General features: G+C 71.6%; 24 protein-coding genes. 15 read left to right on the top strand and 9 right to left on the bottom strand.

Going from position 1 to position 26,192, the window contains the following annotated elements; genetic code table 11:
- Positions 1-6 precede the first annotated feature (6 nt).
- Positions 7-849: an NAD-dependent epimerase/dehydratase family protein gene (locus tag M3677_RS03835; protein ID WP_209683491.1), complete on the top strand. Its 843-nt coding sequence runs from the start codon at positions 7-9 to the stop codon at positions 847-849.
- A gap of 225 nt (positions 850-1,074) precedes the next feature.
- Here the strand turns inward: M3677_RS03835 and M3677_RS03830 are convergent, their stop codons facing one another.
- The 3 genes from M3677_RS03830 to pepN form a co-directional block, all read right to left on the bottom strand.
- A complete protein-coding gene (locus tag M3677_RS03830; protein ID WP_307810370.1) occupies positions 1,075-1,533 on the bottom strand; it encodes a globin in 459 nt (152 codons plus the stop codon).
- Positions 1,530-2,615, bottom strand: a complete 1,086-nt coding sequence (locus M3677_RS03825; protein WP_245171570.1) for a mechanosensitive ion channel family protein — start codon at positions 2,613-2,615, stop codon at positions 1,530-1,532. Before M3677_RS03825 ends, M3677_RS03830 begins: the two co-directional genes overlap by 4 nt.
- Before the next feature lie 81 nt (positions 2,616-2,696).
- Positions 2,697-5,276 (bottom strand): aminopeptidase N, encoded by a 2,580-nt coding sequence (gene pepN, locus M3677_RS03820; protein WP_251159830.1) that lies wholly within the window; start codon positions 5,274-5,276, stop codon positions 2,697-2,699.
- 204 nt (positions 5,277-5,480) lie between these two features.
- Here pepN and M3677_RS03815 point away from each other — a divergent pair, with 204 nt between their 5' ends.
- The gene (locus M3677_RS03815; protein WP_200884161.1) at positions 5,481-6,041 is read left to right on the top strand and encodes a disulfide bond formation protein DsbA; all 561 of its coding nucleotides are present in this window, start codon (positions 5,481-5,483) and stop codon (positions 6,039-6,041) included.
- Positions 6,042-6,132: 91 nt separating this feature from the next.
- Here M3677_RS03815 and M3677_RS03810 read toward each other — a convergent pair whose 3' ends face one another.
- Complete coding sequence (locus M3677_RS03810; RefSeq protein WP_251159829.1) at positions 6,133-6,660, bottom strand: GNAT family N-acetyltransferase; 528 nt, start codon at positions 6,658-6,660, stop codon at positions 6,133-6,135.
- Here M3677_RS03810 and M3677_RS03805 point away from each other — a divergent pair.
- The 3 genes from M3677_RS03805 to M3677_RS03795 are packed head-to-tail and all read left to right on the top strand — an operon-like array spanning position 6,659 to position 8,759.
- The gene (locus tag M3677_RS03805; RefSeq protein ID WP_251154768.1) at positions 6,659-7,312 is read left to right on the top strand and encodes a helix-turn-helix domain-containing protein; all 654 of its coding nucleotides are present in this window, start codon (positions 6,659-6,661) and stop codon (positions 7,310-7,312) included. The genes M3677_RS03810 and M3677_RS03805 overlap by 2 nt on opposite strands.
- A gap of 10 nt (positions 7,313-7,322) precedes the next feature.
- Entirely contained in the window at positions 7,323-7,811 is a 489-nt protein-coding gene (locus tag M3677_RS03800) for a ribose-5-phosphate isomerase (RefSeq protein ID WP_251159828.1), read from the top strand.
- A gap of 18 nt (positions 7,812-7,829) precedes the next feature.
- Positions 7,830-8,759 (top strand): Fpg/Nei family DNA glycosylase, encoded by a 930-nt coding sequence (locus tag M3677_RS03795; RefSeq protein ID WP_251154770.1) that lies wholly within the window; start codon positions 7,830-7,832, stop codon positions 8,757-8,759.
- Positions 8,760-8,805: 46 nt separating this feature from the next.
- On the opposite strand, the gene M3677_RS03790 is transcribed toward M3677_RS03795, so the two are convergent.
- Both M3677_RS03790 and M3677_RS03785 read right to left on the bottom strand, forming a co-directional pair.
- Positions 8,806-10,284, bottom strand: a complete 1,479-nt coding sequence (locus M3677_RS03790) for an amidohydrolase family protein (protein ID WP_251159827.1) — start codon at positions 10,282-10,284, stop codon at positions 8,806-8,808.
- Positions 10,281-10,934, bottom strand: a complete 654-nt coding sequence (locus tag M3677_RS03785) for an FMN-binding negative transcriptional regulator (protein ID WP_066653091.1) — start codon at positions 10,932-10,934, stop codon at positions 10,281-10,283. Before M3677_RS03785 ends, M3677_RS03790 begins: the two co-directional genes overlap by 4 nt.
- 33 nt (positions 10,935-10,967) lie before the next feature.
- On the opposite strand from M3677_RS03785, the gene M3677_RS03780 reads away from it, so the two are divergent.
- From M3677_RS03780 to M3677_RS03765, 4 genes are all read left to right on the top strand, one after another.
- A complete protein-coding gene (locus M3677_RS03780; protein ID WP_251159826.1) occupies positions 10,968-12,374 on the top strand; it encodes a serine hydrolase in 1,407 nt (468 codons plus the stop codon).
- A gap of 94 nt (positions 12,375-12,468) precedes the next feature.
- Positions 12,469-14,085, top strand: coding sequence for a sensor histidine kinase (locus tag M3677_RS03775; protein WP_251159825.1), 1,617 nt, complete (start codon positions 12,469-12,471; stop codon positions 14,083-14,085).
- A gap of 60 nt (positions 14,086-14,145) precedes the next feature.
- Positions 14,146-14,808 carry a response regulator transcription factor gene (locus M3677_RS03770; protein WP_066653098.1) on the top strand — a complete coding sequence of 221 codons (663 nt, stop codon included), beginning with the start codon at positions 14,146-14,148 and terminating at the stop codon, positions 14,806-14,808.
- 22 nt (positions 14,809-14,830) lie between these two features.
- A complete protein-coding gene (locus M3677_RS03765; protein WP_081984730.1) occupies positions 14,831-15,718 on the top strand; it encodes a DMT family transporter in 888 nt (295 codons plus the stop codon).
- A 36-nt stretch (positions 15,719-15,754) separates the two neighbouring features.
- Here the strand turns inward: M3677_RS03765 and M3677_RS03760 are convergent, their stop codons facing one another.
- From M3677_RS03760 to M3677_RS03750, 3 genes are all read right to left on the bottom strand, one after another.
- Entirely contained in the window at positions 15,755-15,907 is a 153-nt protein-coding gene (locus M3677_RS03760; protein WP_158407736.1) for a hypothetical protein, read from the bottom strand.
- Between the two features lie 100 nt (positions 15,908-16,007).
- A complete protein-coding gene (locus tag M3677_RS03755) occupies positions 16,008-16,325 on the bottom strand; it encodes a hypothetical protein (protein WP_066653100.1) in 318 nt (105 codons plus the stop codon).
- 48 nt (positions 16,326-16,373) lie between these two features.
- Positions 16,374-17,432 carry a LacI family DNA-binding transcriptional regulator gene (locus tag M3677_RS03750; RefSeq protein WP_251159824.1) on the bottom strand — a complete coding sequence of 353 codons (1,059 nt, stop codon included), beginning with the start codon at positions 17,430-17,432 and terminating at the stop codon, positions 16,374-16,376.
- Positions 17,433-17,535: 103 nt separating this feature from the next.
- Here M3677_RS03750 and M3677_RS03745 point away from each other — a divergent pair, with 103 nt between their 5' ends.
- The 6 genes from M3677_RS03745 to M3677_RS03720 all read left to right on the top strand — a co-directional run bounded on the left by M3677_RS03745 (position 17,536) and on the right by M3677_RS03720 (position 26,189).
- A complete protein-coding gene (locus M3677_RS03745; RefSeq protein ID WP_251159823.1) occupies positions 17,536-18,831 on the top strand; it encodes a sugar ABC transporter substrate-binding protein in 1,296 nt (431 codons plus the stop codon).
- Positions 18,831-19,703 carry a carbohydrate ABC transporter permease gene (locus tag M3677_RS03740; protein WP_251159822.1) on the top strand — a complete coding sequence of 291 codons (873 nt, stop codon included), beginning with the start codon at positions 18,831-18,833 and terminating at the stop codon, positions 19,701-19,703. The genes M3677_RS03745 and M3677_RS03740 overlap by 1 nt, the downstream gene beginning before the upstream one ends.
- Complete coding sequence (locus M3677_RS03735; protein ID WP_200884135.1) at positions 19,700-20,665, top strand: carbohydrate ABC transporter permease; 966 nt, start codon at positions 19,700-19,702, stop codon at positions 20,663-20,665. The genes M3677_RS03740 and M3677_RS03735 overlap by 4 nt, the downstream gene beginning before the upstream one ends.
- A complete protein-coding gene (locus M3677_RS03730; RefSeq protein WP_066653108.1) occupies positions 20,665-22,044 on the top strand; it encodes a cellulase family glycosylhydrolase in 1,380 nt (459 codons plus the stop codon). Before M3677_RS03735 ends, M3677_RS03730 begins: the two co-directional genes overlap by 1 nt.
- A gap of 66 nt (positions 22,045-22,110) precedes the next feature.
- Entirely contained in the window at positions 22,111-25,140 is a 3,030-nt protein-coding gene (locus M3677_RS03725) for a glycoside hydrolase family 38 C-terminal domain-containing protein (protein ID WP_251159821.1), read from the top strand.
- A gap of 86 nt (positions 25,141-25,226) precedes the next feature.
- The gene (locus tag M3677_RS03720; protein WP_066653112.1) at positions 25,227-26,189 is read left to right on the top strand and encodes an endo-beta-N-acetylglucosaminidase H; all 963 of its coding nucleotides are present in this window, start codon (positions 25,227-25,229) and stop codon (positions 26,187-26,189) included.
- The last annotated feature ends 3 nt before the right edge of the window (positions 26,190-26,192 follow it).

Genomic DNA, 26,192 nt, shown 5'->3' with positions numbered 1-26,192 from the left:
TGCGTCATGCACGTCTTCCTCACCGGCGCATCCGGGTACATCGGGTCATCAGTCCTCCGCGCACTCCTCGCCCACGGGCACCAGGTCACCGCGGTCGTCCGTTCCGACCAGAAGGCGCAGGCGGTCCGTGAGGCAGGCGGCCAGGCGGTCGTCGGCGACCTGTCCGACACCGAGCTCGTGCGCCGACTCGCGCACGAGAGCGATGCCGTCGTCCACACCGCGTCGGCCGAGTCGGTGGACCCGGACTTCACGGCGACGGTGACCGAGGCGTTCTCGGGGACGTCGAAGCCGTTCGTGCACACGGGCGGCATCTTCACGTTCGGCGACTCGACCGACATCTCGGAGCAGTCGCCCGTCGACCCGCCGGAGCTCACGGCGTGGCGCGCCCCGATCGAGGCGCGGGTCCGCGCGAGCGACGCACGGACGACGATCGTCGCACCGGGCATCGTGTACGGCCGTGGCGCGGGCATCCCGGCGATGTTCGTCGGCGACGGGGAGCACGAGGTCCGGCTGGTGGGCGACGGGTCACAGCGGTGGACGACGGTGCACGTCGACGACCTCGGCGATCTGTACGTCCTCGCCGTGCAGCGCGGGGAGCAGGACGGCTACGTCGTCGCCGCGACCGGTGACAACCCGACCGTGCGCGAGATCGCCGAAGCGGGCGCGCACGGGTCGCCGGTCGTCGCCGAGAGTGCCGGCGACAGTCGGGAGCGGCTCGGGCGCACGTACGCAGACGCCCTGCTGCTGCACCAGGAGGCCTCGGGCGCGCACGCGCGTGCCGCCTTCGGCTGGAACCCGACCCGACCGACACTGGTCGAGGACCTCGCCAGCGGGTCCTCCGCCCGCTGAACCCAGGTGTGGGGCGGACGGGAGGCCCGTGGCGGCCCGCCACGGGCCTCCCGTCCGCGTCCCGCCCGGCAGCGACCGCCACAGGACGAACCCGCTGTCCGGCTCGGCATCGGGCGGACCAGCCGGGTACCGAGCGGACCGGCCGGGTACCGAGCGCACCGGCCCGATACCGAGCGGACCGGCCCGGGTTCGAGCTGACCGGCCCGGCGTCGAGCGAGAGGACGCTCAGTCGAACGTGTTCGTCATCGCGTGTGCCGCCCGGTCGAGGTACGCCCACAGTTCGGCCTCGTCGAGGGGCGCCAACCCCAGCGACTCGACGGCGTCGTGCATGTGGTGGAGCCAGCGCTCCCGGGCTTCGGAGGTGATGCGGAACGGGTTGTGGCGCATCCGAAGCCGGGGGTGCCCGCGCTCTTCGCTGTACGTGCCGGGGCCGCCCCAGTACTGCTGCAGGAACGCCGACAGCCGCCAGATCGCACCGTCGAGATCGTCAGCCGGGTACATCGGCCAGATGACCTCGTCCTGCTGCACCCCCTCGTAGAAGCGTCGGACCAGCCGGTCGAAGGTGGGAGCACCGCCGATGCGTTCGTACAGGGAGCCGGTCGCGCTGGCGCCGTGCTCGCCGACGCGGAGCGTGATCGGCTGCGCCGGTACGCCGCCCCGGTCCGGAGGGGTGAGGTCGCTCACTGGTGGTCCTTCCCGGGGTCCTGGCCGCGGCCGGTGTCGTCGGTGCGGATCGCCCGTCCGAACAGGTTCCCACGCTTCCCACCGCGCGACTTCGTCGGTGCGGGCGTCGGCTGCGTCCGGACCGACCGGAGGCCGTTGATCGAGGTGGCGTTCTCCCACCCCTCGGGCATGATCATCGCCATGGCGGGCAGTGTGACGCCGAGCTCGTCGACGGCGCGCTTCAGCCGCACGCGCATCTCGCGCCCGACGACGTCGAGCTCGGACGCGCGGGTCTTGACGACGAGACGGAACACCATCCCGGCGTCGGAGATCGACTGGAGACCCCAGATCTCCGGCTTCTCGACGATCCGCTGACGCCAGCGCGGCTCCTGGGACATCGTCACCGCGGCACGGAGGAGGGCGTCCTGCACGGCGTCGATGTCGGTGTCGTACGGGACGGTGATGTCGACCAGCACGCGCGACCAGCCCTGGGACAGGTTGCCGACGCGCAGGATCTGCCCGTTCGGGACGAACCACAGGATGCCGTTCACGTCGCGGATCTGCATGACGCGGAGTCCCACGTTCTCGACCACGCCGGTGGCCTGCCCGGTGTCGACGACGTCCCCGACGCCGGCCTGGTCCTCGAGGATCATGAAGACGCCGGAGAGCAGGTCCTTCACGATGCTCTGCGCACCGACGGCGAGGCCCGCGGCGATCAGCGAGGCGCCACCGACGATCCCGACGGCCGCGCCCTGCCACACGGCGGTGACGATGACGATCAGCGCGATGACCACGACGACGACGGTCGCCAGGTTCTCGAGCACACTGCCGAGGGTCCGGGTCCGTTGCACGACGCGGGCGGTCTGCACCGGCGAGGCGATGAGCGCCTGGGTGTCGTCGACGTTCTGGCGGCGCTTCGCCCCGTTGACCACCTGGTCGACGACGCCCTTGATCACGCGCCGGAGGATCAGCCGCAGGACGATCGCCGCGATCACCGTGATGACGATCGTGATCGGTGCTTGCCAGGTGTCGACGAACTGGGTGAATGCGTTCGACGCCCACTTCGAGACGTCGTCGGTCGTGTTCGCTGCCGAGTTCATCATCCGGACGATGCTAGAGGGCGAGGCCTCGGCGACCCTTGAGGATCACCGAGGCCCCGCCCCTGCACTGCCGTCGGACGACGATCAGGCGTCGGCCGCCTGGACCCGCAGCGCGCGCTCGGTACCCGCGAGGTTCTCGGACACGATGCGGCGGAGCGCCGGGGTCTCCGGGTGTGCCTCGAGCCACGCGTTCGCGGCGTCGCGGAGCTCGACCGACGCGAGCGGCGCCGGGTAGAGGCCGCTGACGATCGTGTCGGCGATGTGGTAGCTCCGCTCGGCCCAGATGCGGGTCAGCACGTCGAAGTACCGCGACACGAGCCCCTCCAGGACGACCGGGCTGTTGGTGTGCTGGAAGCCGACGGTCGTCTGGCGGACGATGGCGTTCGGCGCCTCGGACGAGTCGACGAGCGACGAGAACGCCGCGAGCTTGCCCTCGGCGGTCGGGATCGTCGCACGCGCCCGGGCGGCGGCCTGCTCGCCCGAGGCCGTCTTGTCGGCGGCGAGCTCGGCGTCGACCTCGGCGTCACCGGCAGCACCGGCGAGGACGAGGCCCTCGAGCAGCTCCCAGCGCAGGTCGGTGTCGATCTCCAGGCCCTGCAGTGTCACGGACCCGTCGCGCAGGCCCTGCAGGGTCGTGACGTGCTCCGGCGTCGAGGCGATCTGCGCGAAGAACTTCACGAACTGGAACTGGGCGTCGGACCCGGCCTCGGCCGAGGAGGCCAGCTGCCAGAGGGTGTCGCCCACGGTGCGGACGGTGGCGTCGACCTTCGCCGGTGCCACGTAGCTCCGGGCGGTCAGCAGCAGCTGCGAGAGCGTGGTGCGGATCGTCGTCGACTCGGTCTCGGTCGCGATGTTGCCGAGCACCAGGCGGACGTAGTCGCTCGCGGGCGACTCGGCGTCGCGCGTAGCGTCCCACATCGCGCCCCAGACGATGGAGCGGGCGAGCGGGTTCGCGATCGCGGCGAGGTGCTCGATCGCGGTGCGGCGGGACTGCTCGTCGAGACGGATCTTGGCGTAGGCCAGGTCGTCGTCGTTGAGGAGCACGAGGTCGCCGCGGTGCACGCCGACGAGCTCGGGGACCTCGGTGCGGGCACCGTCGACGTCGATCTCGACGCGGTGCGTGCGCTCGAGCTTGCCGCCGGCCGACGCGGTGTCGGCACCGAAGGGCGCCGACTCGTCCGTCGTGAAGCCGTAGACGCCGATCGCCAGGCGGTGCGGGCGGAGCGTCGGGTGGTCGGCCGGAGCCTCCTGCAGCACGGCGAAGGACGTGATCACGCCGGACTCGTCGACCTCGATCTCGGGGCGCAGCGTGTTCACGCCGGCGGTCTCGAGCCACAGCTGCGACCACTCGGACAGGTCGCGGCCGCTGGTCGCCTCGAGCTCGACGAGCAGGTCGCGGAGCTCGGTGTTGCCGTGGTGGTGCTTCGTGAAGTAGGCCGAGACGCCCGCGAAGAACGCGTCGATGCCGACCCACGCCACGAGCTGCTTGAGGACGGAACCGCCCTTGGCGTAGGTGATGCCGTCGAAGTTGACCTGGACGTCCTCGAGGTCGTTGATCGTCGCGACGATCGGGTGCGTCGAGGGGAGCTGGTCCTGGCGGTAGGCCCAGGACTTCTCCATCGCCTGGAAGGTGGTCCACGCCTCGGTCCACTCGGTGGCCTCGGCGGTGGCGATGGTCGACGCCCACTCGGCGAACGACTCGTTCAGCCACAGGTCGTTCCACCACTTCATGGTGACGAGGTCGCCGAACCACATGTGCGCGAGCTCGTGCAGGATCGTGACGACCCGGCGCTCCTTGATGGCGTCGGTGACCTTCGAGCGGAAGACGTAGGTCTCGGTGAAGGTCACGCAGCCCGCGTTCTCCATCGCGCCGGCGTTGAACTCCGGCACGAAGAGCTGGTCGTACTTCTCGAACGGGTACGGGACGTCGAACTTCTCCTCGTAGTAGGCGAAGCCCTTCTTGGTCGTCTCGAACACGTACTCGGGGTCGAGGTACTCGGCGAGCGAGCGCCGCGCGAAGACGCCGAGCGGGATGGTCCGACCGTCGCGGCTCGTGAGCTCGTCGCGGACGACCTCGTACGGGCCGGCGACGAGCGCGGTGATGTAGCTCGAGATCGTCGCGGTCGGGCTGAACGCCCACGTGGCGATCTCGCCGTCGACGTGGGGCTCGGGCGTCGGGGAGTTCGAGACGACCTGCCAGCGCGACGGTGCCGTGACGGTGAAGGAGAACTCGGCCTTGAGGTCGGGCTGCTCGAACACCGCGAACATCCGGCGCGAGTCCGGGACCTCGAACTGGGAGTACAGGTAGACCTCGTCGTCGACCGGGTCGACGAAGCGGTGCAGGCCCTCGCCCGTGTTCGTGTACATCGCGTCGGCGACGACCACGAGCTCGTTCTGCTCCTGCAGGTCGTCGAGCTGGATGCGCACGCCGTCGTTCACCGCGGCGACGTCGAGCGCCGAGCCGTTCAGGGTGATCGAGTGCACGGTCTTCGTGATCGCGTCGATGAAGGTCGAGGCACCGGGCGTCGCGGTGAACCGGACGCGCGTGGTGCTGCCGAAGGTCTCGGCCCCGCGGGTCAGGTCCAGCTCGACGTCGTACGTCTGCACGTCGACGATCGCGGCGCGTTCCTGGGCTTCGGTTCTGGTGAGGTTCTCTCCGGGCACGGACGCTCCAACTTCGCTTGCGGCGCGGACGATCGATGTCCGCGGTGAGGGGATCCCGACAGGCGTCGTGCGCCGTCGGGACGATGGGATCAGCCTAGCGAGCGCGCGTACGCTCGCAGCGTGACCGAGACGACTGTGGACAACACCGAGACCGCCCGCACCGCCGTGGAGTTCTGGTTCGACCCGAACTGCCCGTGGGCCTGGATGACGAGCCGCTGGGTCGGCGAGGTCGAGCGCCAGCGCCCGATCGACGTGACCTGGAAGGTGATGAGCCTCTTCGTCCTCAACGAGGACCAGGACATCCCGGACGATTACCGGGAGCGCATCCACACGGGACAGCTCTACCCGCGCATCGTCACCGCCGCGCTGCTCCGCCACGGCCAGGACGTCGTCAAGCCGCTGTACGACGCGCTCGGCGAGCACGTCCACCACCGCCAGGAGTCCGACCCCGACCAGGTCGTGCCCGCCGTGCTCCGCGAGCTCGACCTCGACGAGGACCTGCTCGAGTACGCGTGGACCGACGAGGTCGACCAGGCCGTCCGTGCGAGCCACCAGGACGGCATCGACCGGGTCGGTCAGGACGTCGGCACCCCGGTCATCGCCGTCGAGGGCACCGCGTTCTTCGGCCCGGTCATCTCCCCGGCGCCGAAGGGCCAGGAGGCGCTCGACCTGTGGGACGGCGTCGTCGCCGTCGCGAAGGTCCCCGGCTTCTTCGAGCTCAAGCGTTCGCGGACGGTCGGTCCGATCTTCGACACCGTCGAGTAGCCCGGCCGGCGTCCACGACGCGACCGGTGGACGGACGGACGGGAGGCGCGGTGCGGCTCCGCCCCGCGCCTGCCGTCCGTCCGACGCCCCGTCAGGACAGGGGCAACCGCATCAAGGTCAGGTCGAGCCACCGGTCGAACTTCCGCCCGACCTCGGGCAGCACGCCGACGGTGGTGAAGCCGAGTCGCTCGTGGAGGGCGATCGAGCCGGTGTTCGTCGAGCAGATGCCCGCCATCAGGACGTGCACGCCGGCCGAGCGGGCGTGCGCGACGAGCGCGTCCATGAGCACGGTGGCGATGCGCCGACCGCGGAACGCCGGGACGACGTAGACGCTGTGCTCCACGGTGTGCCGGTACCCCTGGTGCGGCCGGAAGGCGCTGTAGGTGACGTACCCGGCGACGGCGCCGTCGACCTCGGCGACCAGGACGGGCAGCCCGGCAGCCCGGCGCTCCGCGAGCCAGCCGTCGAAGTACTCCCGCGGGTGCGGCTCCTCCTGCCAGATCGCGGTCGAGTGCAGCACGGCGTCGACGTGCAGGGCGTGGACGACGTCGAGGTCACGCGGCTCGCAGTCGCGGACCGTGACCGAGGACGCCGACTCCGTCGCATATGCTGTCGCCATGTCTCAGATCGTAGACGACTTCTCGGCGACGGTGGAACCGGTCACCGAGCACCCGGACGACGCCGACCAGCGTCGCCTGGGGGAGCGACTGCAGCGCCTCCGCACCGAGCGGAAGTGGAGCCTGACCGAGCTCGCCGAGGAGTCCGGTGTCTCCCGCGCGATGATCAACCGCGTCGAGCGCGGGGTGTCCAGTCCGACGGCGACGATCCTCGGGCGGCTGTCCGGGGCGTTCGGACTCACGATCTCGCAGCTCCTCGACGAGGCACTCGACCACGAGGTGCCCAGGGCGACCGACCCGGACGAGGCGCGTGGCGTCCAGCGCGGGGTGACCGCCGACTCCTGGACCGATCCCGAGACCGGGTACCGCCGTCGTCCGGTCTCGAGTGCCGACTTCCCCGCGGACGTCACCGAGGTGCGCCTCCCGGCCGGTGAACAGGTGGCGTACCCGGCGTCCGCCTACGCGTTCCTCCGGCACTGCATCTGGGTGGTCGACGGCGTGCTCGAGGTCGTCGTCGGCGACGAGCCCACCCGGCTCGGTGCCGGCGACCGCATCGAGCTCGGTGAGCCCGCCGACGTGGTCTACCGGAACCCCGGCGCGGAGCCCGTGCGGTACGTCGTCGTGGTGGTCCGGGCCCCTCGGGGCCGGGAATAGGATCGGAGCCATGCGCATCCACCTCGGAACGGACCACGCCGGCCTCGAGTTCACCAAGACCCTCGCCCAGCACCTCACCGAGGCGGGGCACGAGGTCGTCGACCACGGGCCGACCGAGTACGACGCGCTGGACGACTACCCCTCGTTCTGCATCAACGCCGCGCACGCGGTCGTGCAGGACCAGCGCGCGGGCGTCGAGGCGCTCGGGGTCGTCTTCGGCGGGTCGGGCAACGGCGAGCAGATCGCCGCGAACAAGGTGGAGGGCATCCGCGCTGCGCTGGTCTGGAACGAGTCGACCGCGCTCCTCGCCCGCCAGCACAACGACGCGAACGTCGTCTCGATCGGCGCGCGCCAGCACACCGAGGAAGAAGCGATGCGCTTCGTCGACCTCTTCGTCGCCGAGCCCTTCTCGGGCGAGGAGCGTCACGCTCGCCGCATCGCGCAGCTGGCCGAGTACGAGACGACGGGGCACATCGCCGGTCGGCAGATCGACGAGTAGTCCGGGTAGACAGGACCGATGCCAGAGGGTCACTCCGTCCACCGCATCGCGAACCAGTTCTCCCGGCACTTCGTCGGCAAGCGCTGCGAGGTCTCCAGCCCGCAGGGGCGGTTCGCCGCCGGTGCCGCCCAGCTCGACGGCAAGCGCATGGTCGCCGCCCGGGCCGTGGCGAAGCAGATGTTCCTCGAGTTCGAGGACGACCTGTTCCTCCGCGTCCACCTCGGGCTCTACGGGGCGTGGGACTTCGCGGGCGTGATCTCGTCGGCCGAGGCGCTGTCCGAGGACGGCGACGGCGAGGAGTCGCTGTCGTCGATCGGCGCCCCGCGGCTCGCCCGGTACCGGATGGCCGAGCAGGAGAAGTCGGAGGACCCGATCGAGTCCTTCCCACCGGACCCGGTCGGCCAGGTGCGCGTCCGCATCCTGACCGAGGACACCGTCGCCGACCTCCGCGGACCGACGGCCTGCGTCGTCGAGGACCCGGCCGGGGTGCAGCGCGCGCTCGACAAGCTCGGGCCGGACCCGATCAACGACGACGGCCCGGAGGCCGAGCAGACCTTCGTCGACAACGTCCGGAAGCGGAACGTCGCGATCGGGCAGCTGCTCATGGACCAGGCCGTCGTCGCGGGCATCGGCAACATCTACCGGGCCGAGCTGCTCTTCCGGCAGCGCATCGACCCGTACAAGCCCGGCAGGAAGATCACCGTCGAGCAGGCGAAGGCGCTCTGGCAGGACTGGTCGAAGCTGCTGCACGCGGGGGTCCGTGACGGCCTCATGCTGACGATGGACGACCTGTCCGAGGCCGACCACGCCAAGGCGGTGCGCTCGCGGAAGGACCGCCACTGGGTGTACCACCGCGAGGGGGAGCCCTGCCGGGTGTGCGGCACCGAGATCCGGATGGCGGACATGGCCGGACGCAAGCTCTACTGGTGCCCGAAGGACCAGGAGTAACGCCGGGGACCAGGAGGAGCCAGGGGACCAGGACGAGCCGGCGCCGCTACAGGTCGCGGCGCGTGAACCGTCCCGCGATCGCGGTCCCGAGCACCTCGGCGTGCCGCAGCGACGCCGAGTCGGCGACCGCCAGCGGGTCCGCGGCGAGCAGCACCAGGTCGGCGACGTCGCCGACGGACACGCCGACCCGACCGCCCTCGGTCGAGCCGCGCCACGCGGTCAGCGCCGCCAGCCGCTCGGACGGGTGCCACGGTGTGCGTCCGTCGCGGTCCCGCCCGACCGCGGCCGCCATCGACACCCACGGGTCGAGCGGCGCGACGGGAGCATCCGACCCGAGCCTGAGCTCCGCACCGGCCCGGTGCAGCGACGCGAACGGGAAGGCCCGGTCGGTCATGCCCGCCCAGTACCGGTCCGCGATGTCCCGGTCGTCCATCGCGTGCTCGGGCTGGACGGACGCAGCGACCCCGAGCCGGGCGAACCGGTCGACGTCGGTGTCGACGAGCAGCTGGGCGTGCTCGATGCTGCCCCGCGCGCCCACGGCCTCGAACACGTCGAGCGCCAGGGTGTTCGCCCGGTCGCCGATCGCGTGCACGGCGGGGACGAGTCCGGCGTCGACCGCGCGCCGGACCATCGCGACGAGGTCCTCGAACGGGTACGCGAGCACCCCCTCGCCCGACGTCAACGCGGCGGTCCGGGTGCCGAGCGAGCCGTCGGTGATCACCTTGAACGGACCCGTCCGGACCAGGCCACGGGTACCGTCCACGACGTCGCCGGTCCGGAGGCCACGGGCGATCGCCGCGTCGAGGCCGCCCGGGTACACCCCGCAGTCCACCCGCAGGCCGTCGGTGCCGGCGCGGACCCGTCGCGTCCAGCGGTCGAGTCCGGACACCATCTCGAGGTCGACGACACGCGTCACGCCGCGGGCCGCCGCTGCGTCGACCGCCTCCGCCGCCCAGTCGTCGAGCACGTCGTCCGGCACCCGGGACAGCACCGCGGTCACGTCGAAGGCGTCCTGCTCGCGCAGGACCCCGTCGTCCCCGGCGGTGAGCGGCCGTCCGACGAGCGCCGAGCAGTGGGCGAGCGCGAGCGCGTTGCACCACACGGCGTGCAGGTCGGCGCTGATGACGACGACCGGGAGGCCCGGTGCGGCTCCGTCGAGCAGCTCGCGTCGTGCGGGGCGCGGCCAGGTCCCGTCGCGGTAGCCGTGGCCGACGAGCACCAGGTCCGACACCCCGGTGCGCGCGACCGCGGCGAGCGCCTCGGCCGTCGCCTCCGCCGACGTGCAGGCGGACACGTCGACGCGCCGGCGGACCAGGGCCCACTGGTCGAAGTGCACGTGGTGGTCGACGAGCCCCGGACCGAGCCACGCGCCGTCGGTCTCGACGACGTCGGTGTCGGCGCCCGTGGGCGGGTCGAGCGTGCCGGCGGGGGCGACCGCGTCGACGCGGCCGCCGACGATGCGCACGTCGCACGGCGCGCCGGAGGTGCCCACCCGGCGGACGGTGCGGAGCAGGACGTCGGTCACGATGCCTCCCGGTCGTCCCGGCGCGCCACCTGGGCGCGCTCGACGGCGTCGGCGAGCGCCGGCGAGGCGTACGGGCCGTCGCCGCGGAGCCCGGCGACGATCCGCTCGACGACCTCGGGAGCCTTGTTCTGCGAGAGCTTCGCGCGGGCGTCGAACCGGGTGACCCGGATGCGGATGCCGACGGTGCCCTTCGCCGCGCGGCGGGCGGTCGCGGGGTCGACGTCGAGGGACACCGGCTCGGGCATCACGCGCTCGAAGTGGTCGACCAGCTCGCCGAGCACCCGGAAGTTCTCCTCGTCGGACAGGATCTCCGGCGTGCCCCAGCAGTGCGCCGTCACGTGGTCCCAGGTCGGGACGAACTGCTCCGGTGGGTACCAGGCGGGGGAGACGTAGCCGTGCGGGCCCTGGAACACGACGAGGACCTCGTGCTGGCCGAGCTCGTGCGCGACCTCGTCCGGTCGGCCGACGTGCGACACGAGGACGAAGGCGTCGGGATCGTCGTCCGGTCCCGGCGCCTCGAGCAGGAACGGGTAGTGCGAGGCGACGAGCCCCTGGGCGGTGTGCGACACGATCGTCGCCCACGGGTGCCCGTCGATCAGACGTCGCACCTCGTCGACGTCGGTCATGAGGAAGTGGGGTGTGTGCCGCATGCGACGAGCGTGGCACATGCGAGGCTGGTCGGCATGGAGAAGCGCGCCGCGTACGAGTCCGTCCTGCCCTACGTCCGTGAGTGGATCGACTACAAGGTGTGGCAGCTCCGGCTCCCGGGCGTGCAGGTCGCGATCGGATTCGAGGACGAGGTGCTGTTCTCCGAGGCCTGGGGTCACGCGGACGTCGAGGCCGGACGGCGCCTGACGACCAGGGACCTGTTCCGGATCGCGTCGCACTCGAAGACCTTCACCGCGACCGCGCTGCTGCAGCTCGCCGACGCCGGCGCGCTGCGGCTCGACGACACCGTCGGGTCGTTCGTGCCCGCCCTCGTCGACGCCGGGTCGCCGATCGCCGACGCGACGGTGCGCGAGCTCATGGAGATGGGCGGCGGTGTCGTGCGTGACGGTGCCGACGGCGACCACTGGGCGCTCGACCACCCGTTCCCGGACGCCGACCAGCTCGTCGCGCTCGTGGTCGAGGGCGGCGCGAAGGTCCCCGTCGGCTCGGCCTTCAACTACTCGAACCTCGGCTACGGCCTGCTCGGACTCGTCATCGAGGCCGTCACCGGCACGACCTACGCCGAGCACGTCCGGCGTGCGATCGTCGAGCCGCTCGGACTCACCGGCACCGGGCCGGAGTACGACCCGGCGCGCGAGGACGAGTTCGTCGTCGGCTACACGGGCCTGCACACCGCCCGCACCCGCCAGCGTGTCCCGCACGTCACGACCGGGGCGCTCGCCGCGGCGACGGGCTTCCACGGCACCGCGTCCGACCTCGTCCGGTACTTCTCGGCGCACGTGCCCGGCCGGGGTTCGCTGCTGTCCGACCACGCGAAGCGCCTGGCGCAGCGGAAGGCCTGGAGCGCGCTCGACACCGATCCGGCCGCGCGGGGCTACGGCGCGGGCTTCATCGTCGACCGGATCGGCGGGCGCGAGGTCCGTGGGCACTCCGGCGGCTTCCCCGGCCAGATCACCCAGACGGTGTTCGACCCGGCGTCGTCGCTCGTCGTCTCCGTCCTGACGAGCAGCGCGACCGGCCCGGCGGGGATGCTCGCGACGGGCATCGTGCACCTGCTCGACGCCGCGGCCGACGAGCACGCCCCCGGCCCGGAGCTGCCCGAGGGCGTCGACACCGACCGGTACACGGGACGGTTCACGACGTTCGAGGGCATCACCGACGTCGCACGGGTGGGGGACCGGCTGCTCGCGATCGACCCGACGCAGCCGGTGCCGACCGAGTCCCCGGTGCGCCTGGGCGTCGTCGACGAGGACACGCTCGTGATGGCGGCGGGGAACCGCTTCGGCTCGGTGGACGAGCGGATCACCTACGCGCGCGACGAGACCGGCGCCGTCGTGTCGTTCCGCGGGGACAGCGGCATGACGCACCGCCCGTGGTCGGTCCCCGAGGAGTCCCCGGAGGTCGCCGCCGCCCTCGTCTGACGGCGCGACGGGCGCAGGGGGTGGGGACAACCCCACCCCCGATCCGGGAGACGGCAGGATGGGACGCGGGGACGGGCTCCGTGAGGCTGGACCCATGACCGACACCGACCGCCTCGACCAGGCCGAGACCGTCCCGCTGGACGACCACGCCGCCGATCGTGCACAGACCGTCCCGCTCGACGGAGCCGTGCCCCAGGGAGCCACGAAGCCGATGCCCGAACAGCCCCGCACGCCCGACGGCGGCCCGTCCTCGGCGCCCTCGGGATGGGGTGCGACACCGACCACGGGGCGGGCGTCCGCTCCGGGGGAGCAGCCCTTCGCCCCCGCGGGTGCAGCGGGGCAGCCGCCCTTCGCCGCCGCGGGTGCGCCGGGCAACGGGGGTGGTGCCGGCTCCGGCATGACCGCCGGTCGCTTCTACCGCGAGGCCTGGCGTCGCCTGCCGCGCGACTTCGGCTACATGGCGCTGACGGCCGTGCTGCTCTGCACGCTGTACGCAGCGTTCCCCGCGGCGCTGTTCGGGCGGGGCCTGCGCGACCTGTTCAACCCGTTCGTGCTCCTGATGTTCTTCATCGCGCTGTTCGTGGCGCGGTGGCTCGGCCAGTTCGAGAAGACCCGCATCGGGTGGGCAGACCCCCGGCCGATCCGTCCGGTGGACTGGACGCCACGGTGGCAGCAGAACTGGTGGACGCGCACCGGGTCCGCGGTGGCGAACCCGCACTACTGGCTGTACCTGCTGCACGCGGCCGTGGTCTACCCGCTCGCGGCACTCGTGACCGTGGGAGCCGGTGTCGTGCTCCTCGCCGGGTTCGCCTGGCCGTTCGTGGTCGCCGTCGCCTGGGGCTTCCTCGGCGTGGGCGGCATGTACCTGCCCAGCTCGGACAGTGCCGCGCTGCTCGCGATCGGACTCCTCAGTCTGCTGTCGATGGCCGCGTCGGTGGCGCTCCTGCCCCTCTGGGCACGTGGCTCCGTGCTCGCCCACTACTGGATCGACCTCGGTCTGCTCGGTGGCTTCCGTGCCGAGCAGCTCGAGCAGCGCGTCGCCGGGCTGCAGGCCTCCCGCGCGGGTGCCGTGACGGCCGAGGGCCAGGCACTGCGCCAGATCGAGCGAGACCTGCACGACGGTCCGCAGCAGCGGCTCGTCCGGCTCCGCATGGACCTCGCCGCTGCCGAGCGCGCCTTCGACCGCGACCCGGAGAAGGCGAAGCGGCTCATCGGCGAGGCGACCGAGCACGCGCAGGACGCCCTCGACGAGCTCCGCGCCCTGTCCCGCGGCTTCGCACCGCCGATCCTGCTCGACCGCGGACTCGTGGCAGCGCTCGAGGCACTGGTCGCCCGGACGCCGATCCCCGTCGGGCTCGACGTCCGCCTGCCCGAGGGGCTCGAGCTCGCGACGGAGATCCAGCGCAACGTGTACTTCACGGTGAGCGAGCTCCTGACGAACACGACGAAGCACGCCGGTGCCTCGACGGCCGGCGTGTACCTCGGGCTCATCGTCGACGCCTCGGGCCTCTGGTACCTGACGGTCAGCGTCACCGACGACGGCCGTGGTGGCGCACGACCGCAGGAGGGCCACGGCATCGAGGGCCTGATGGGGCGGATGCGCGCCCTCGACGGCGAACTCGTCGTGAACAGCCCCGAGGGTGGTCCGACCGAGGCCACCGCCCGGATCCCGCTCGGAGCCCTGAACGGCGTCCCCGTCGTCCGCGGGTGACGACGTCGGGAGCGGCCCGGCGCCACGGTCGGCGCACCCGCTCCCACTAGGCTGGTCGGCATGAGCGACGGCCCGGGTGCAGCACGCATCCGGGCCGTCGTCGTCGACGACGCGGTGCTCCTGCGCGAGGGGCTCGCCCGCGTGCTCGACGAGGCCGGCATCGACGTCGTCGGCCAGTACGCCGACGCGGACGCCTTCCTCGCCACGCTGCCCGACGGTGCCCCCGACGTGGTCGTCATGGACGTGCGGATGCCGCCGACCTTCACCGACGAGGGTGTGCGCGCCGCCGTCGCCACCCGCCGCGTCGCACCCCGCACCGGGGTCCTGCTGCTGTCGCAGTACGTCGAGGCCACCTACGCCGAGGACGTCCTGGCCGCCGGGGCGACCGGCATCGGGTACCTGCTCAAGGACCGCGTGACCCGGCTCGAGGAGATCGACGACGCCGTCCGGCGCATCGCCGCGGGCGGCACCGTGCTCGACCCCGAGGTCGTCACGCAGCTCATGGGTCGTCGGCGGGACCCGCTCGCCGCCCTGACGCCCCGCGAGCGCGAGGTCCTCGGGCTGATGGCCGAGGGGCGCACGAACGCCGCCATCGCCCGTGCGCTCGTGATCGGCACCGGAGCCGTCGAGAAGCACGTGTCGAGCATCTTCGGCAAGCTCGCCCTGGAGGACACCGGTGAGGACCACCGCCGCGTCCTCGCCGTGCTCGCGTACCTCGGCTGACCCGACGCATGGCGACCGCACCGTGACCCGCGTCCCCGCACCGGTGCTCGCCCTCGCCGCGATGCTCTCGGTGCAGATCGGTGCCGCGCTGGCGAAGACCCGCTTCGACGAGGTCGGGTCGGTCGGTGCCGCTGCGCTCCGGCTCGTCATCGGTGCGCTCGTGCTCCTGCTCGTCGTGCGCCCGCGCGTCCGGCACTGGACCCGCGGGCAGTGGACGGCGGCGGTGCTGCTCGGCCTCGCGCTCGGCGGGATGAACGTCTTCATCTACGTGGCCTTCGCGAGCATCCCGATCGGCGTCGCCGTGACGATCGAGTTCCTCGGACCGCTCACCCTGTCGCTCGCGCACACCCGACGGTGGCGGGACGTCACGTGGGCGGCCCTCGCGCTCGCCGGGGTCGTGCTGCTCGGTGTCGGTCCGGCCGCGGTCACCGCGGTCGGGGGCGTCGTCGCCGCGATCGCCGCTGCCGCGTGCTGGGCGGGCTACATCGTGATGAACCGTCGGGTCGGTGCCGCCATCCCCGGGGTCGACGGGCTGGCGGTGTCGATGGTCGTCGCGATGCTCGTGTCGCTGCCGACCGGACTCCGTCCGGCCGTCGACGGCGTGGTCGGCGACCCGTCGCTGCTGCTCGTGTTCGCGGGCGTCGCGCTGCTCTCGACCGTGCTGCCGTACGCCCTCGAGATGCTCGCGCTCCGCCGGATGCCCACCCGGGTGTTCGGTGTGCTGCAGAGCCTCGGTCCGGCGATCGCGGCCCTGGCGGGCCTCGTGGTGCTGCACGAGGAGCTCGCGGTGCAGGAGGTCGTCGCCCTGGCCTGCGTGAGCGTCGCCAGCGTCGGGGTCACCCTGTCGGCGCGACGCGGTCGCGCGCGACCTGACGCGGGTCGGACGGGAGGCGCGGGGCAGGTTCCCTGACGTCGGGGACGTCCGTCGTGCCTCCCGGCCGACCGCCTACTCGGCGCGCAGGAAGTCCGCGTACGTGGGTTCCGACTGCACACCCGACAGCAGGGCCGGATCGTTGATCCGGCGCTCGACGTAGGCCGCGATGACCTCCGGCGGGGTGAGCACGTGGGCGACCCAGGACGGCACCTCGTTCCTCTTCACAGTGCCTCCTCTCGTCGGGTCGTGGCCGTCGAACTTCTCGATGATCGTGTAGTTCGACGAAGCGGTACGGGCAGAACGATCCTCGTGATGCGGGTGGAAGTCAATGCGGTGCGTTCCCCGGATGCCGTGGGTCGGCGCGGAGCGTGCGGTGCTTCACGGCCGACCGCCAGACCCAGGCGTCGGCCTGCTGCCCGAACTGCGCCCACTCGACGAGCACGGCGTCACGGGTCCAGCTCTTCGCGAAGCCCTTCACACGGATGTGGAACGTGGGGAACTGGATCCACGCCCACACGGGTGCAGGGGTGACCGCGTGGCAGACGTCGGGCCCGCGGGCATCCTCCGACAGGGAGTAGGCGCGCGGGCGTTCGACCTCCGGGTGTTCCGGGGGCTGCCACCGGTTCTCGCGACGCCGTCCCACAGGGGTATTCGAACGTGTGTTCGAACCGGCGTCAAGTCAGCCGCGCGGTCAGCGTGTGGAACGGCCGCCGTGCGGGCGTGTCGGTGCGCGACCGGTGGAGTCGCGCACGCTCAGGGTCAACGAGGGGCCGGGGCGTGAGGGCAGGACCGCGCCCGAGTCGATCTGCTCGCGCAGGAGCACGGCGGCCCGCTGCCCGAGCTCGACCGTGTCGCGGGTCAGGGACGTGATCGCGGGTCGCACGAGGCGGATCATCGCGGAGTCGTCGAACGAGACGATCGACACCGCGCGGGGGACCGCGATCCCCATCTCGCTCGTGACGCCGAGGCCGGCGACGGCGAGCACGTCGTTGTCGTACACGATCGCGGTCGGCCGGTCGGTGCCGGACAGCAGCGTCCGCGTCGCACGGGCGCCGGCCTCCGCGGAGTAGTCCGTCGGGATCGACACCGTCCGCTCGAGCCCCTCGGTCGCGGCGAACGTCTCGAGGCGCGCCGTGCGCATCGCCGTGTGCTCGAACTCCGGAGGACCGGCGACGTGGGCGATGCGGCGGTGACCGAGGGCGTGCAGGTAGCGCAGGACGGTCTCGGTGGCGTCGGAGTCGTCGATCCAGACGCTCGGCGCCGCACCCGCCGGTGACGGGTGGGATCCGACGACGACGGCCGGCATCCCGAGCTCGGCGAGCAGGGCCAGGCGGTCGTCGTCCTGTCTCGGGTCGATCACGACGACGCCGTCGACCCGGTGGCCTCGCCACCAGTCCCGGTACGTCTGGAGCTCCTCGTCCGCATCCCGCGCCACGAGCAGGGTCATGCCGACGTGGGTGCCCGCGAGACCGAGCTGGATCCCGGAGATCAGGTCGCCGAAGAACGACTCCGTCCCGAGGGTGCGTGCGGGCCGGTTCAGCACGAACCCGATCGAGCCCGCCCGGGCTCCACCGAGCGCGCGCGCCGCGGTGTGCGGCTGCCAGTCGAGCTCGCGCGCGATCTCCTGCACCCGTCGACGGGTCTCCGGGGAGACGCCCGGTCGGTCGTTGAGCGCGAACGACACCGCGCTGATGGACACGCCGGCTCGGGCGGCGATGTCGGCGATCGTCGTCCGACGCTTCGGTTGCACGGGGTTGACTATAACGCTTTAGTCCCGCACAGTGGCACGCAACCCGGTTGCAGCACACGACGGCTGAACCGCTTGAGCAGGATGACGAAGGAGTCACAACGCCATGAGGACCACACCACGACCGACGAGGGGCCGCGCGGCAGCGCTGCTCGCGACCGCGGCGGCCACCGCCCTCGTCCTGACCGGCTGCTCGAGCGGCAGCAGCGGCGCGACCGGCGGAGGGAACGGCAAGGTCGAGGGCACCATCACCCTGCAGACCTGGGCGCTCACGCCGACCTACACGGACTACCTGCAGGGCGTCATCGACGGCTTCGAGCAGGAACACCCCGACGCGAAGGTGAAGCTGCAGGACCAGCCGGGCGACGGCTACGCGGACAAGGTGCTCAGCCAGGCGTCGTCGAACTCGCTGCCGGACGTCATCAACCTGCCGCCGGACATCGCGCTGCCGCTCGCGAAGCGCGGGTTCCTGCAGGACGTCTCGAAGGACGACAGCACGCTGAGCAGCACGTACGTCGCCGGCGCGTTGGACTCGTACGAGTACAAGGGACTCGACGGCACCTACGGCTACCCCTGGTACCTCAACACCGACGTCGACTACTGGAACTCGACGATGTTCGCGAAGTGCGGGCTCGACGCGAACGACCCGCCGAAGACCACCGACGAGCTGTTCACGCAGGCGAAGACCATGCACGAGAACTGCCCGGACGACTACCTGATGAGCCGGAAGCCCGGGCTCGGTGACTTCACGCTCGCCGGCGTCAAGGTGGTCAACGGGGACGGGACGAAGTTCACGTTCGCGGACTCGTCGAAGGCCGCCGACCTGATCGACCGGTACAGGACGGCGTACCAGGACGGCTACATGCCGTCGAACGTCCTCAACAGCGACTACCTCGGCAACTCGACGCTCTTCACCCAGGGCAAGGTCGCCTGGACCACCGGTGGTGCGACCGCGCTCGCCGACATGGAGAAGAGCAACCCGTCGCTCACGGGCAACGTCACCGTCAGCCCGGCGCTCGACACCCCGCCGCTGTACGTGCAGGGCCTGTCGGTGTCCAGCAAGTCGAAGCACCTCGCCACCGCCGAGGCGTTCGCGCAGTACATGACGAACGCGAAGAACCAGGAGGCGTTCGCCCACCAGGTGAACATCTTCCCGTCGACCGTCTCGTCGCAGGCCGACCCGTACTTCTCGAAGGACGACGGCACCGTGAACGGCAAGGCCCGCGTGCTCGCGAACGAGGCGCTCAAGGAGGCGAAGGTCCTCAACCCGGTCGAGGCGAACTCCGCGATGACGGACTTCCTCGACCAGCAGATCGCCCTCGCCATGAAGGGGCAGGTCTCGCCGGAGAAGGCCCTGCAGACCGCGCAGGACAAGATGAACTCGCTCCTGGCCAACGGCTGATGCGCGCCAACCGCTGGTTCACGCCCTGGCTGCTCGTCCTGCCGGCACTCGTCTGGCTCCTCGCGTTCAGCCTCTGGCCGTCGATCAACACCGTCCGGTTGTCGTTCACGAACGCCAGCCCGCTCGGGGGCGTGAGCCAGTGGGTGGGCGTCCGCAACTTCCAGACCCTGCTCGCCGACCCGCAGGTGTGGGAGGCGTTGCTCAACAGCGTCATCTACATGGCGATCTGCCTGCCGCTGCTCACCGTCCTGCCGCTGCTCATCGCGGTGCTCGTGCAGCAGAAGCTCCCCGGGATCGCGTTCTTCCGTACGGCGTACTACACGCCCGTGATCGCCTCGGCCGTCGTGGTCGGGCTCATCTGGACGTGGATCCTCGACGACCGCGGCGTGGTGAACGAGATCGTGAAGGCGCTCGGTGGCGCGGGCATCCCGTTCCTCACCGACCGGTGGCTGCTGCTCATCAGCGCGATCAGCCTGACGGTCTGGAAGGGCCTCGGCTACTACATGATCATCTTCCTCGCGGCGCTCGGGAACGTCGGCAAGGACCTGCACGAGGCCGCCGCCCTCGACGGTGCCGGGTCGGTCCGCCGCTTCTGGTCCGTGACCATGCCCGGTGTCCGCGGCACCACGACGCTCGTCGGCATCCTGGTGTGCGTCAGCGCGCTCCGCGTGTTCAGCGAGCTCTACATCCTCACCAACGGTACCGGCGGACCCGGCGGGCAGGACAACTCGCTCGTCATGCTCATCCAGCAGTACGCCCGCGGCTTCACCGGCAACCTCGGCTACGCGTCCGCGCTCAGCCTGCTGCTCTTCGTGGTGACGCTGGTGCCGATGCTCGCCCTGGCGCGCATGAACAGCAAGGCGGACAAGTGACGAACACGACCAGCACCACGGAACCCGTGATCGGGGGCGCCGCCGGCGTCGCCGCACCCGCACCGGACGTGACCGGCGCGACGGCACGCGGACGCGCCTCCGGTCCGACACCGCGGAAGCGCCGCCGGGTCTGGGGCGTCATGTCCACCCGTGAGAAGGTCGTCCGCTACGTCCTGCTCGTGGTCGTCCTCTTCATCACGATCGGCCCGTTCCTCTGGCAGTTCTCCACCTCGCTCAAGGGTGCGGGCGAGGACATCTACACCGCGAACCCGTCGTTCATCCCGAGCGAGCCGACGTTCGACAACTACCTCAAGGTGGCGGCGGCGATCCCGGTCTTCCGGTACATCGGCAACTCGCTGCTCGTCGCCGCGATCGACGTGTTCGGCAACATCGTGTTCGCCACCCTCGCCGGGTTCGCCCTCGCCCGCCTGCAGTGGCGCTTCCGGAAGCTCGTGCTCGGCCTCTTCCTGGCCACCCTGGTGCTGCCGGGCGAGGCGACGATCATCAGCCAGTTCGTCACGGTCAAGGACCTCGGGCTCGCCGACAACCTGGTCGGCGTCGCGCTGCCGGGCATGATCGCCGCACTCAACGTGCTGCTCATGTTCAACGCGTTCCGGCAGATCCCCGAGGAGATCGACCAGGCCGCGGTGGTGGACGGCGCGAACGCGATGCAGCGCCTCCGGTACATCTCCCTGCCCGCCGTGCAGGGGACCATCGCGGTGATCGCGATCTTCTCGTTCATCGGTGCGTGGGACGACTTCCTCTGGCCGCTCATCGTGCTGCAGTCGCCCGAGAACCTCACGCTGACGGTGGGACTCCAGTACCTGCAGGGCACGTTCGCGACCGACCAGCGCATGATCGCCGCCGGCACCATGATCGCCTTCATCCCGATCGCCGTGATCTTCGCCGTCCTGCAGCGCTTCTTCTTCAAGGGCGTCGAAGAGGGCGGGGTGAAGGGCTGATGCGCTTCGGTGTCAACCACACCCCGTCGGTCGGCTGGTTCCACTCGTGGCTCGACTTCTCGCCGGCGGACACCGCGCGGGACATGGAGCAGATCGCCTCGCTCGGTGCCGACCACGTGCGGATCTTCCCGCTGTGGCCGGTCGTCCAGCCGAACCGGACGCTCATCCGGGAGGCGGCGTTGCGCGACGTCGCCACCGTCGTCGACATCGCCGGCTCCTTCGGGCTCGACGTGAACGTCGACGCGCTGCAGGGGCACCTGTCGAGCTTCGACTTCGTGCCGTCGTGGCTCGACAGCTGGCACCGCCGGAACATGTTCACCGACCCGGACGTGGTCGCGTCGACGGCCGCGTACGTCGAGGCACTCGCCGCGGCGGTCGCCGACAAGCCGAACCTGCTCGGCATCTCGATCGGCAACGAGGTCAACCAGTTCGCGCACGCACCGCACCCCGCACCGCACGACATCACCGCGGAACAGGGACACGCGTGGGCCGCGGCGATGGTCGCGGCGGCGCGGCGCGGGCTGTCCGGTGGGTCCACGGTCGGGTCGTCGGCCGGCCGGGAGGCACCACCCGCGTCCGCCTCGTCGGCTCCTGCCGCCCCCGGGTCGCGTCCTGCGCCGCTGGTCACCGTCGCGCAGTACGACGCGGCCTGGTACGACGACACGCAGCCCTTCGGTCCGGCCCACGCGGCGGACCACGGCGACGCGACGGTCACGCACTCGTGGGTGTTCAACGGGTCCGCGGCCCTGCACGGCGCACTCGGCGCCGGGTCGGTGCGGCACGGGGAGTACCTGCTCCAGCTCGCCGCGGCCTGGAACCGTGAGCCCGGTCGACCGAACTGGCTGCAGGAGGTCGGCGCCCCGACGAACGTCGTCGACCCGGCCGACGCCGCCGCGTTCACCGACCGGACCATCCGGCACGTCGCCGGCGCCCAGGACCTGCTCGGGGTGACCTGGTGGTGCTCGCACGACGTCGCACGGTCGCTCGCCGACTTCCCGGAGCTCGAGTACGACCTCGGGCTGTTCACGAACGACGGCCGGCTGAAGCCCGCGGGCGAGGCGTTCGCCGCCCTGGCCCGGACCGGTCTGCCCGCCCCCGCGGCGCCGCCGACCACCGCGGTCGTGCTGGACGACGTGCTCCCGGACGGCTCGCCCCGGTACGGGGTGCGTGCGGACTGCGCCCCCGGTGGCCGGTTCGCGGCCGCGTGGCTCGCGTGCGCCGAGTCCGCCACGGACGGCCGCGGACCCCAGGTCGTGCTGCGCTCCCGGCTGCCCGACACCGCGCACACCGCGGCCAGGGGCATCAGGAGCACCGTGGAGGTGCCGGACGACCTCGCCGGCACCGCGCTGTCGATCGCCCACCCCGCGACGATGCCCTGACCCCGGCCCACCACGGCCCACCGCCCCGCCCGACCACGCCCCGATCCGTCCACCCGGAAGGACCCCATGCACGACGACATCCCCCTCACCACCGGACGCGCCCGACGGGTCCTCGACGAGCGGATCCTGCCCGCGGTGCACGCGACCGCGGTGCCGCTCGGAGCCGCCTGGCACGAGCTGCCCGGTGAGCCGGTCCCGCCCGCCGCCGGTCTGCAGCTCGACTTCACGCCGTACGAGGTGGGGACGCCGTGGGGCGCGGCCTGGGGCACGACGTGGTTCCGGCTGTCCGGCACGATCCCGCAGGAGTACGCCGGGCAGCGCGTGGAGGCGGTGATCGACCTCGGCTTCGACGAGAACATGCCCGGGTTCCAGTGCGAGGGGCTCGTGTACCTGGCCGACGGCACGCCGGTGAAGTCGATCAACCCGCGGAACCAGTGGGTGCTCGTCACCGAGCGGGCCGAGGGCGGCGAGACCGTCGAGCTCTTCGTCGAGGCCGCGTCGAACCCGGTGCTGCTCGACTACCACCCCTTCCTGCCGACGCAGGAGGGCGACGTGCAGACCTCGTCGTCGAAGCGGCTGTACACGAGCCGCCGGATGGACCTCGCGGTGTTCGCGTCCGAGGTGCACGACCTGTCGCTCGACCTCGAGGTCCTCCTCGAACTCCAGGCCCAGCTGCCCGACGGCCCGCGGCGGATGCGGATCCTGCAGGCACTCGACGACGCCCTCGACCGGCTCGACCTCCAGCACATCGTCGGGACGGCAGCGGACGCCCGCGCCGCACTCGCCGACGTGCTCGCCGCGCCCGCAGCGGCCTCGGCGCACACGATCTCGGCGATCGGGCACGCACACATCGACTCCGCGTGGCTGTGGCCCGTCCGCGAGACGATCCGGAAGGTCGCCAGGACGACCTCGACGATGACCGAGCTCATCGACCAGACCGACGACTTCCTCTACGGCATGTCGAGCGCGCAGCAGTACGCCTGGATCAAGGAGCACCGGCCCGAGGTCTACGCGAGGGTGCAGGCCGCGGTCGAGGCGGGTCGCTTCCTGCCCCTCGGCGGCATGTGGGTCGAGTCCGACACCGTGATGCCGACGGGCGAGAGCATCGTGCGGCAGTTCTCGCAGGGACAGCGGTTCTTCGAGCGGGAGTTCGGCATCCGGCCGAAGGGCGTCTGGCTGCCGGACAGCTTCGGGTACTCGCCGGCGCTGCCGCAGCTCATGCGCCGCGCGGGCTTCGAGTGGTTCTTCACCCAGAAGATCTCGTGGAACCAGGTGAACAAGTTCCCGCACCACACCTTCCTCTGGGAGGGCATCGACGGGTCGCGGGTCTTCTCGCACTTCCCGTCCATGGACACCTACAACTCCCGGCTCTCCGGGGAGGAGGTCGCGAAGGCCTCCCGCCAGTTCCGTGAGAACCGCCTCGCCACGGGGTCGATCGCCCCGGTCGGGTGGGGTGACGGTGGCGGGGGCACGACGCGCGAGATGACCGGCACGGCCGAACGCCTCGCCGACCTCGAGGGCAGCGCGAAGGTCCGGTGGGAGCACCCGGACGCGTTCTTCGACCGGGCGAAGTCGGAGCTGCCGGACCCGCCGGTGTGGGTGGGGGAGCTGTACCTCGAGCTGCACCGCGCCACGCTCACCAGCCAGCACCAGACGAAGCAGGGCAACCGCCGGTGCGAGCAGCTGCTCATCGAGGCCGAGCTCTGGGCCACGACCGCCGCGGCACGCACCGGGTTCGTGTACCCGTACGACGAGCTCGACGCGCTCTGGCAGCAGGTCCTCCTGCAGCAGTTCCACGACATCCTCCCCGGCACCTCGATCGCCTGGGTGCACCGCGAGGCGGTCGCGAAGTACGCGGAGACGGCCGCGGCCCTGACCGCGATCATCGAGGACGCGCTGTCGGCACTCGCCGGCCCCGGGACGGAGACCGTCGTCGTCAACCCGGCCCCGGTCCTCCAGGCCGGTGCTCCCGCGCAGGGTGCGCTCCCGGCGACCGACGTGCCCACCGCGGAGCCGGTCTCGCTGGCCCAGCAGGACGGCGGGTACGTGCTCACCAACGACCTGGTGCGGATCGTCGTGACCGCACAGGGGCTCGTCACGAGCGCCGTCGACCTGGCCACCGGACGCGATGCGATCGCCCCGGGGCAGGCCGCGAACCTGCTGCAGCTGCACCAGGACTTCCCGAACATGTGGGACGCGTGGGACGTCGACCGGTACTACCGGAACCGGGTCGAGGACCTGGTCTCCGTCGACTCGCTCGACGCATCGGTCGACGCCGCCGGGATCGCGCGCATCGTCGTGTCGCGCTCGTTCGGGGACTCCACCGTCACGCAGGAGATCGTGCTCGCGCCCGGTTCCCGCACGCTCGAGTTCGACCAGACGACCGACTGGCACGAGACCGAGAAGTTCCTCAAGGTGGCGTTCCCGCTCGACGTCCGCGCCGAGCACACGGTCGCCGAGACGCAGTTCGGCGCGCAGAAGCGCGTCACGCACACGAACACCTCGTGGGAGGCCGCGAAGTTCGAGACGTCGATGCACCGCTACGTGCTGGTGGAGGAGCCCGGGTTCGGGGTCGCCCTCGTGAACTCCTCGATCCACGGGTTCGACACCACCCGTGACGCCGTCGACGGGCACGTCACCACGACCGTCCGGCTCTCGCTGCTCCGCGCACCGCGCTTCCCCGACCCGAAGACCGACCAGGGCGTGCAGACCCACCGGTACGGCATCGTCGTCGGGACGGACCAGCTCGGCGCGACCGCGGCCGGCATCGTGATGAACGCCCCGGCACGGCGCATCACGGGCGCCCACGGGTTCGAGCCGCTCGTGCAGGTGTCGGGCGACGTCGTGCTGTCGAGCGTCAAGCTCGCCGACGACCGCTCGGGCGACCTGGTCGTCCGCGTGTACGAGCCGAGCGGGCGGCGGGGGACCGGCGGCATCGCCGTGGCCGAGCCCGGCGTCTTCGGCGACCCGGTCGAGGTGACGCTGCTCGAGGAGGTCGACGACGCCCTGCCGGGCGTCGCCGCGCTCACCGACGGTGTCGCGGCCTTCCCGGTCGACGCGTACGAGGTCCGGACCTTCCGCTACCCGCGCGCCTGAGACCCCCGCCGCCGGGGGTTCGGGATCCCCGGCGGCGGTCCCCGGTCGGCACCGGTCGACCGGGCCACCACTCGATGAGGAGTGACATGAAGCAGTCCGTGAAGATCGGCATCGTGGCGGCGCTCGCCGCGATGCTCGCAGCACCGATGGTGCCGGCCGCAGCGTCGGCGGCACCGTCCCCGACCGGCCTCTCCCACGGGGTCGGCGCGTACCACGGTGTCGGCCACGGGAAGCAGCCGCACGACGTCCCCACGAAGGACGGCCCGACGAGCATCGCCTACGTCGAGGTCAACAACGACCAGCTCGCGAACGTCGGCCGCTACCGGCTCGCGAACGGCGCGAACGCCTTCGACGTGGCGATCATCTTCGCGGCGAACATCAACCGCGACGCGGACGGCAACGCGGTGCTGTACGCCAACGAGAACGTGCAGCGCACCCTCGACGACGCCGCCACGCAGATCCGGCCGCTGCAGGCGAAGGGCATCAAGGTGTCGCTGTCGATCCTCGGCAACCACCAGGGCACCGGCATCGCGAACTTCCCGACGCAGGCCGCCGCCGAGGACTTCGCGGCCCAGGTCTCCGCGACCGTCGCGGAGTACGGCCTCGACGGGGTCGACCTCGACGACGAGTACTCCGACTACGGCACGGACGGCACCCCGCAGCCGAACCAGCAGTCGATCGGCTGGCTCGTCAGCGCCCTGCGCGCCGACATGCCCGACAAGCTCGTCTCGTTCTACGACATCGGCCCGGCGTCCGACGCCCTGTCGTCGTCGAGCAGCGCGATCGGCTCCCAGCTCGACTACGCCTGGAACCCCTACTACGGCACGTACTCGGCGCCGTCGATCCCGGGGCTCGGCAAGGACCGGCTCTCGGCGGCGGCGGTCGACATCCAGAACACCCCGCAGTCGACGGCGGTGTCGCTCGCGCAGCGCTCGAAGGCCGACGGGTACGGCGTCTTCATGACGTACAACCTGCCGGACGGCGACGTCAGCGGGTACGTGTCCGGGCTGACGAACGTGCTGTACGGGCAGAGCACGACCCACGAGTGAGGA

Source organism: Curtobacterium sp. P97, assembly GCF_023712445.1.
Lineage (GTDB): Bacteria > Actinomycetota > Actinomycetes > Actinomycetales > Microbacteriaceae > Curtobacterium.
This window is presented reverse-complemented; position numbering and strand designations above follow the sequence as displayed.

What these genes read in the sequence shown, in the direction of transcription:
- M3677_RS03835 (WP_209683491.1), top strand. Translation starts at nt 7, where the DNA reads ATGCACGTCTTCCTCACCGGCGCATCCGGGTACATCGGGTCATCAGTC.
- M3677_RS03825 (WP_245171570.1), bottom strand. Translation starts at nt 2,615, where the DNA reads ATGATGAACTCGGCAGCGAACACGACCGACGACGTCTCGAAGTGGGCG.
- M3677_RS03815 (WP_200884161.1), top strand. Translation starts at nt 5,481, where the DNA reads ATGACGAGCCGCTGGGTCGGCGAGGTCGAGCGCCAGCGCCCGATCGAC.
- M3677_RS03805 (WP_251154768.1), top strand. Translation starts at nt 6,659, where the DNA reads ATGTCTCAGATCGTAGACGACTTCTCGGCGACGGTGGAACCGGTCACC.
- M3677_RS03810 (WP_251159829.1), bottom strand. Translation starts at nt 6,660, where the DNA reads ATGGCGACAGCATATGCGACGGAGTCGGCGTCCTCGGTCACGGTCCGC.
- M3677_RS03800 (WP_251159828.1), top strand. Translation starts at nt 7,323, where the DNA reads ATGCGCATCCACCTCGGAACGGACCACGCCGGCCTCGAGTTCACCAAG.
- M3677_RS03795 (WP_251154770.1), top strand. Translation starts at nt 7,830, where the DNA reads ATGCCAGAGGGTCACTCCGTCCACCGCATCGCGAACCAGTTCTCCCGG.
- M3677_RS03785 (WP_066653091.1), bottom strand. Translation starts at nt 10,934, where the DNA reads ATGCGGCACACACCCCACTTCCTCATGACCGACGTCGACGAGGTGCGA.
- M3677_RS03780 (WP_251159826.1), top strand. Translation starts at nt 10,968, where the DNA reads ATGGAGAAGCGCGCCGCGTACGAGTCCGTCCTGCCCTACGTCCGTGAG.
- M3677_RS03775 (WP_251159825.1), top strand. Translation starts at nt 12,469, where the DNA reads ATGACCGACACCGACCGCCTCGACCAGGCCGAGACCGTCCCGCTGGAC.
- M3677_RS03770 (WP_066653098.1), top strand. Translation starts at nt 14,146, where the DNA reads ATGAGCGACGGCCCGGGTGCAGCACGCATCCGGGCCGTCGTCGTCGAC.
- M3677_RS03745 (WP_251159823.1), top strand. Translation starts at nt 17,536, where the DNA reads ATGAGGACCACACCACGACCGACGAGGGGCCGCGCGGCAGCGCTGCTC.
- M3677_RS03740 (WP_251159822.1), top strand. Translation starts at nt 18,831, where the DNA reads ATGCGCGCCAACCGCTGGTTCACGCCCTGGCTGCTCGTCCTGCCGGCA.
- M3677_RS03730 (WP_066653108.1), top strand. Translation starts at nt 20,665, where the DNA reads ATGCGCTTCGGTGTCAACCACACCCCGTCGGTCGGCTGGTTCCACTCG.
- M3677_RS03725 (WP_251159821.1), top strand. Translation starts at nt 22,111, where the DNA reads ATGCACGACGACATCCCCCTCACCACCGGACGCGCCCGACGGGTCCTC.
- M3677_RS03720 (WP_066653112.1), top strand. Translation starts at nt 25,227, where the DNA reads ATGAAGCAGTCCGTGAAGATCGGCATCGTGGCGGCGCTCGCCGCGATG.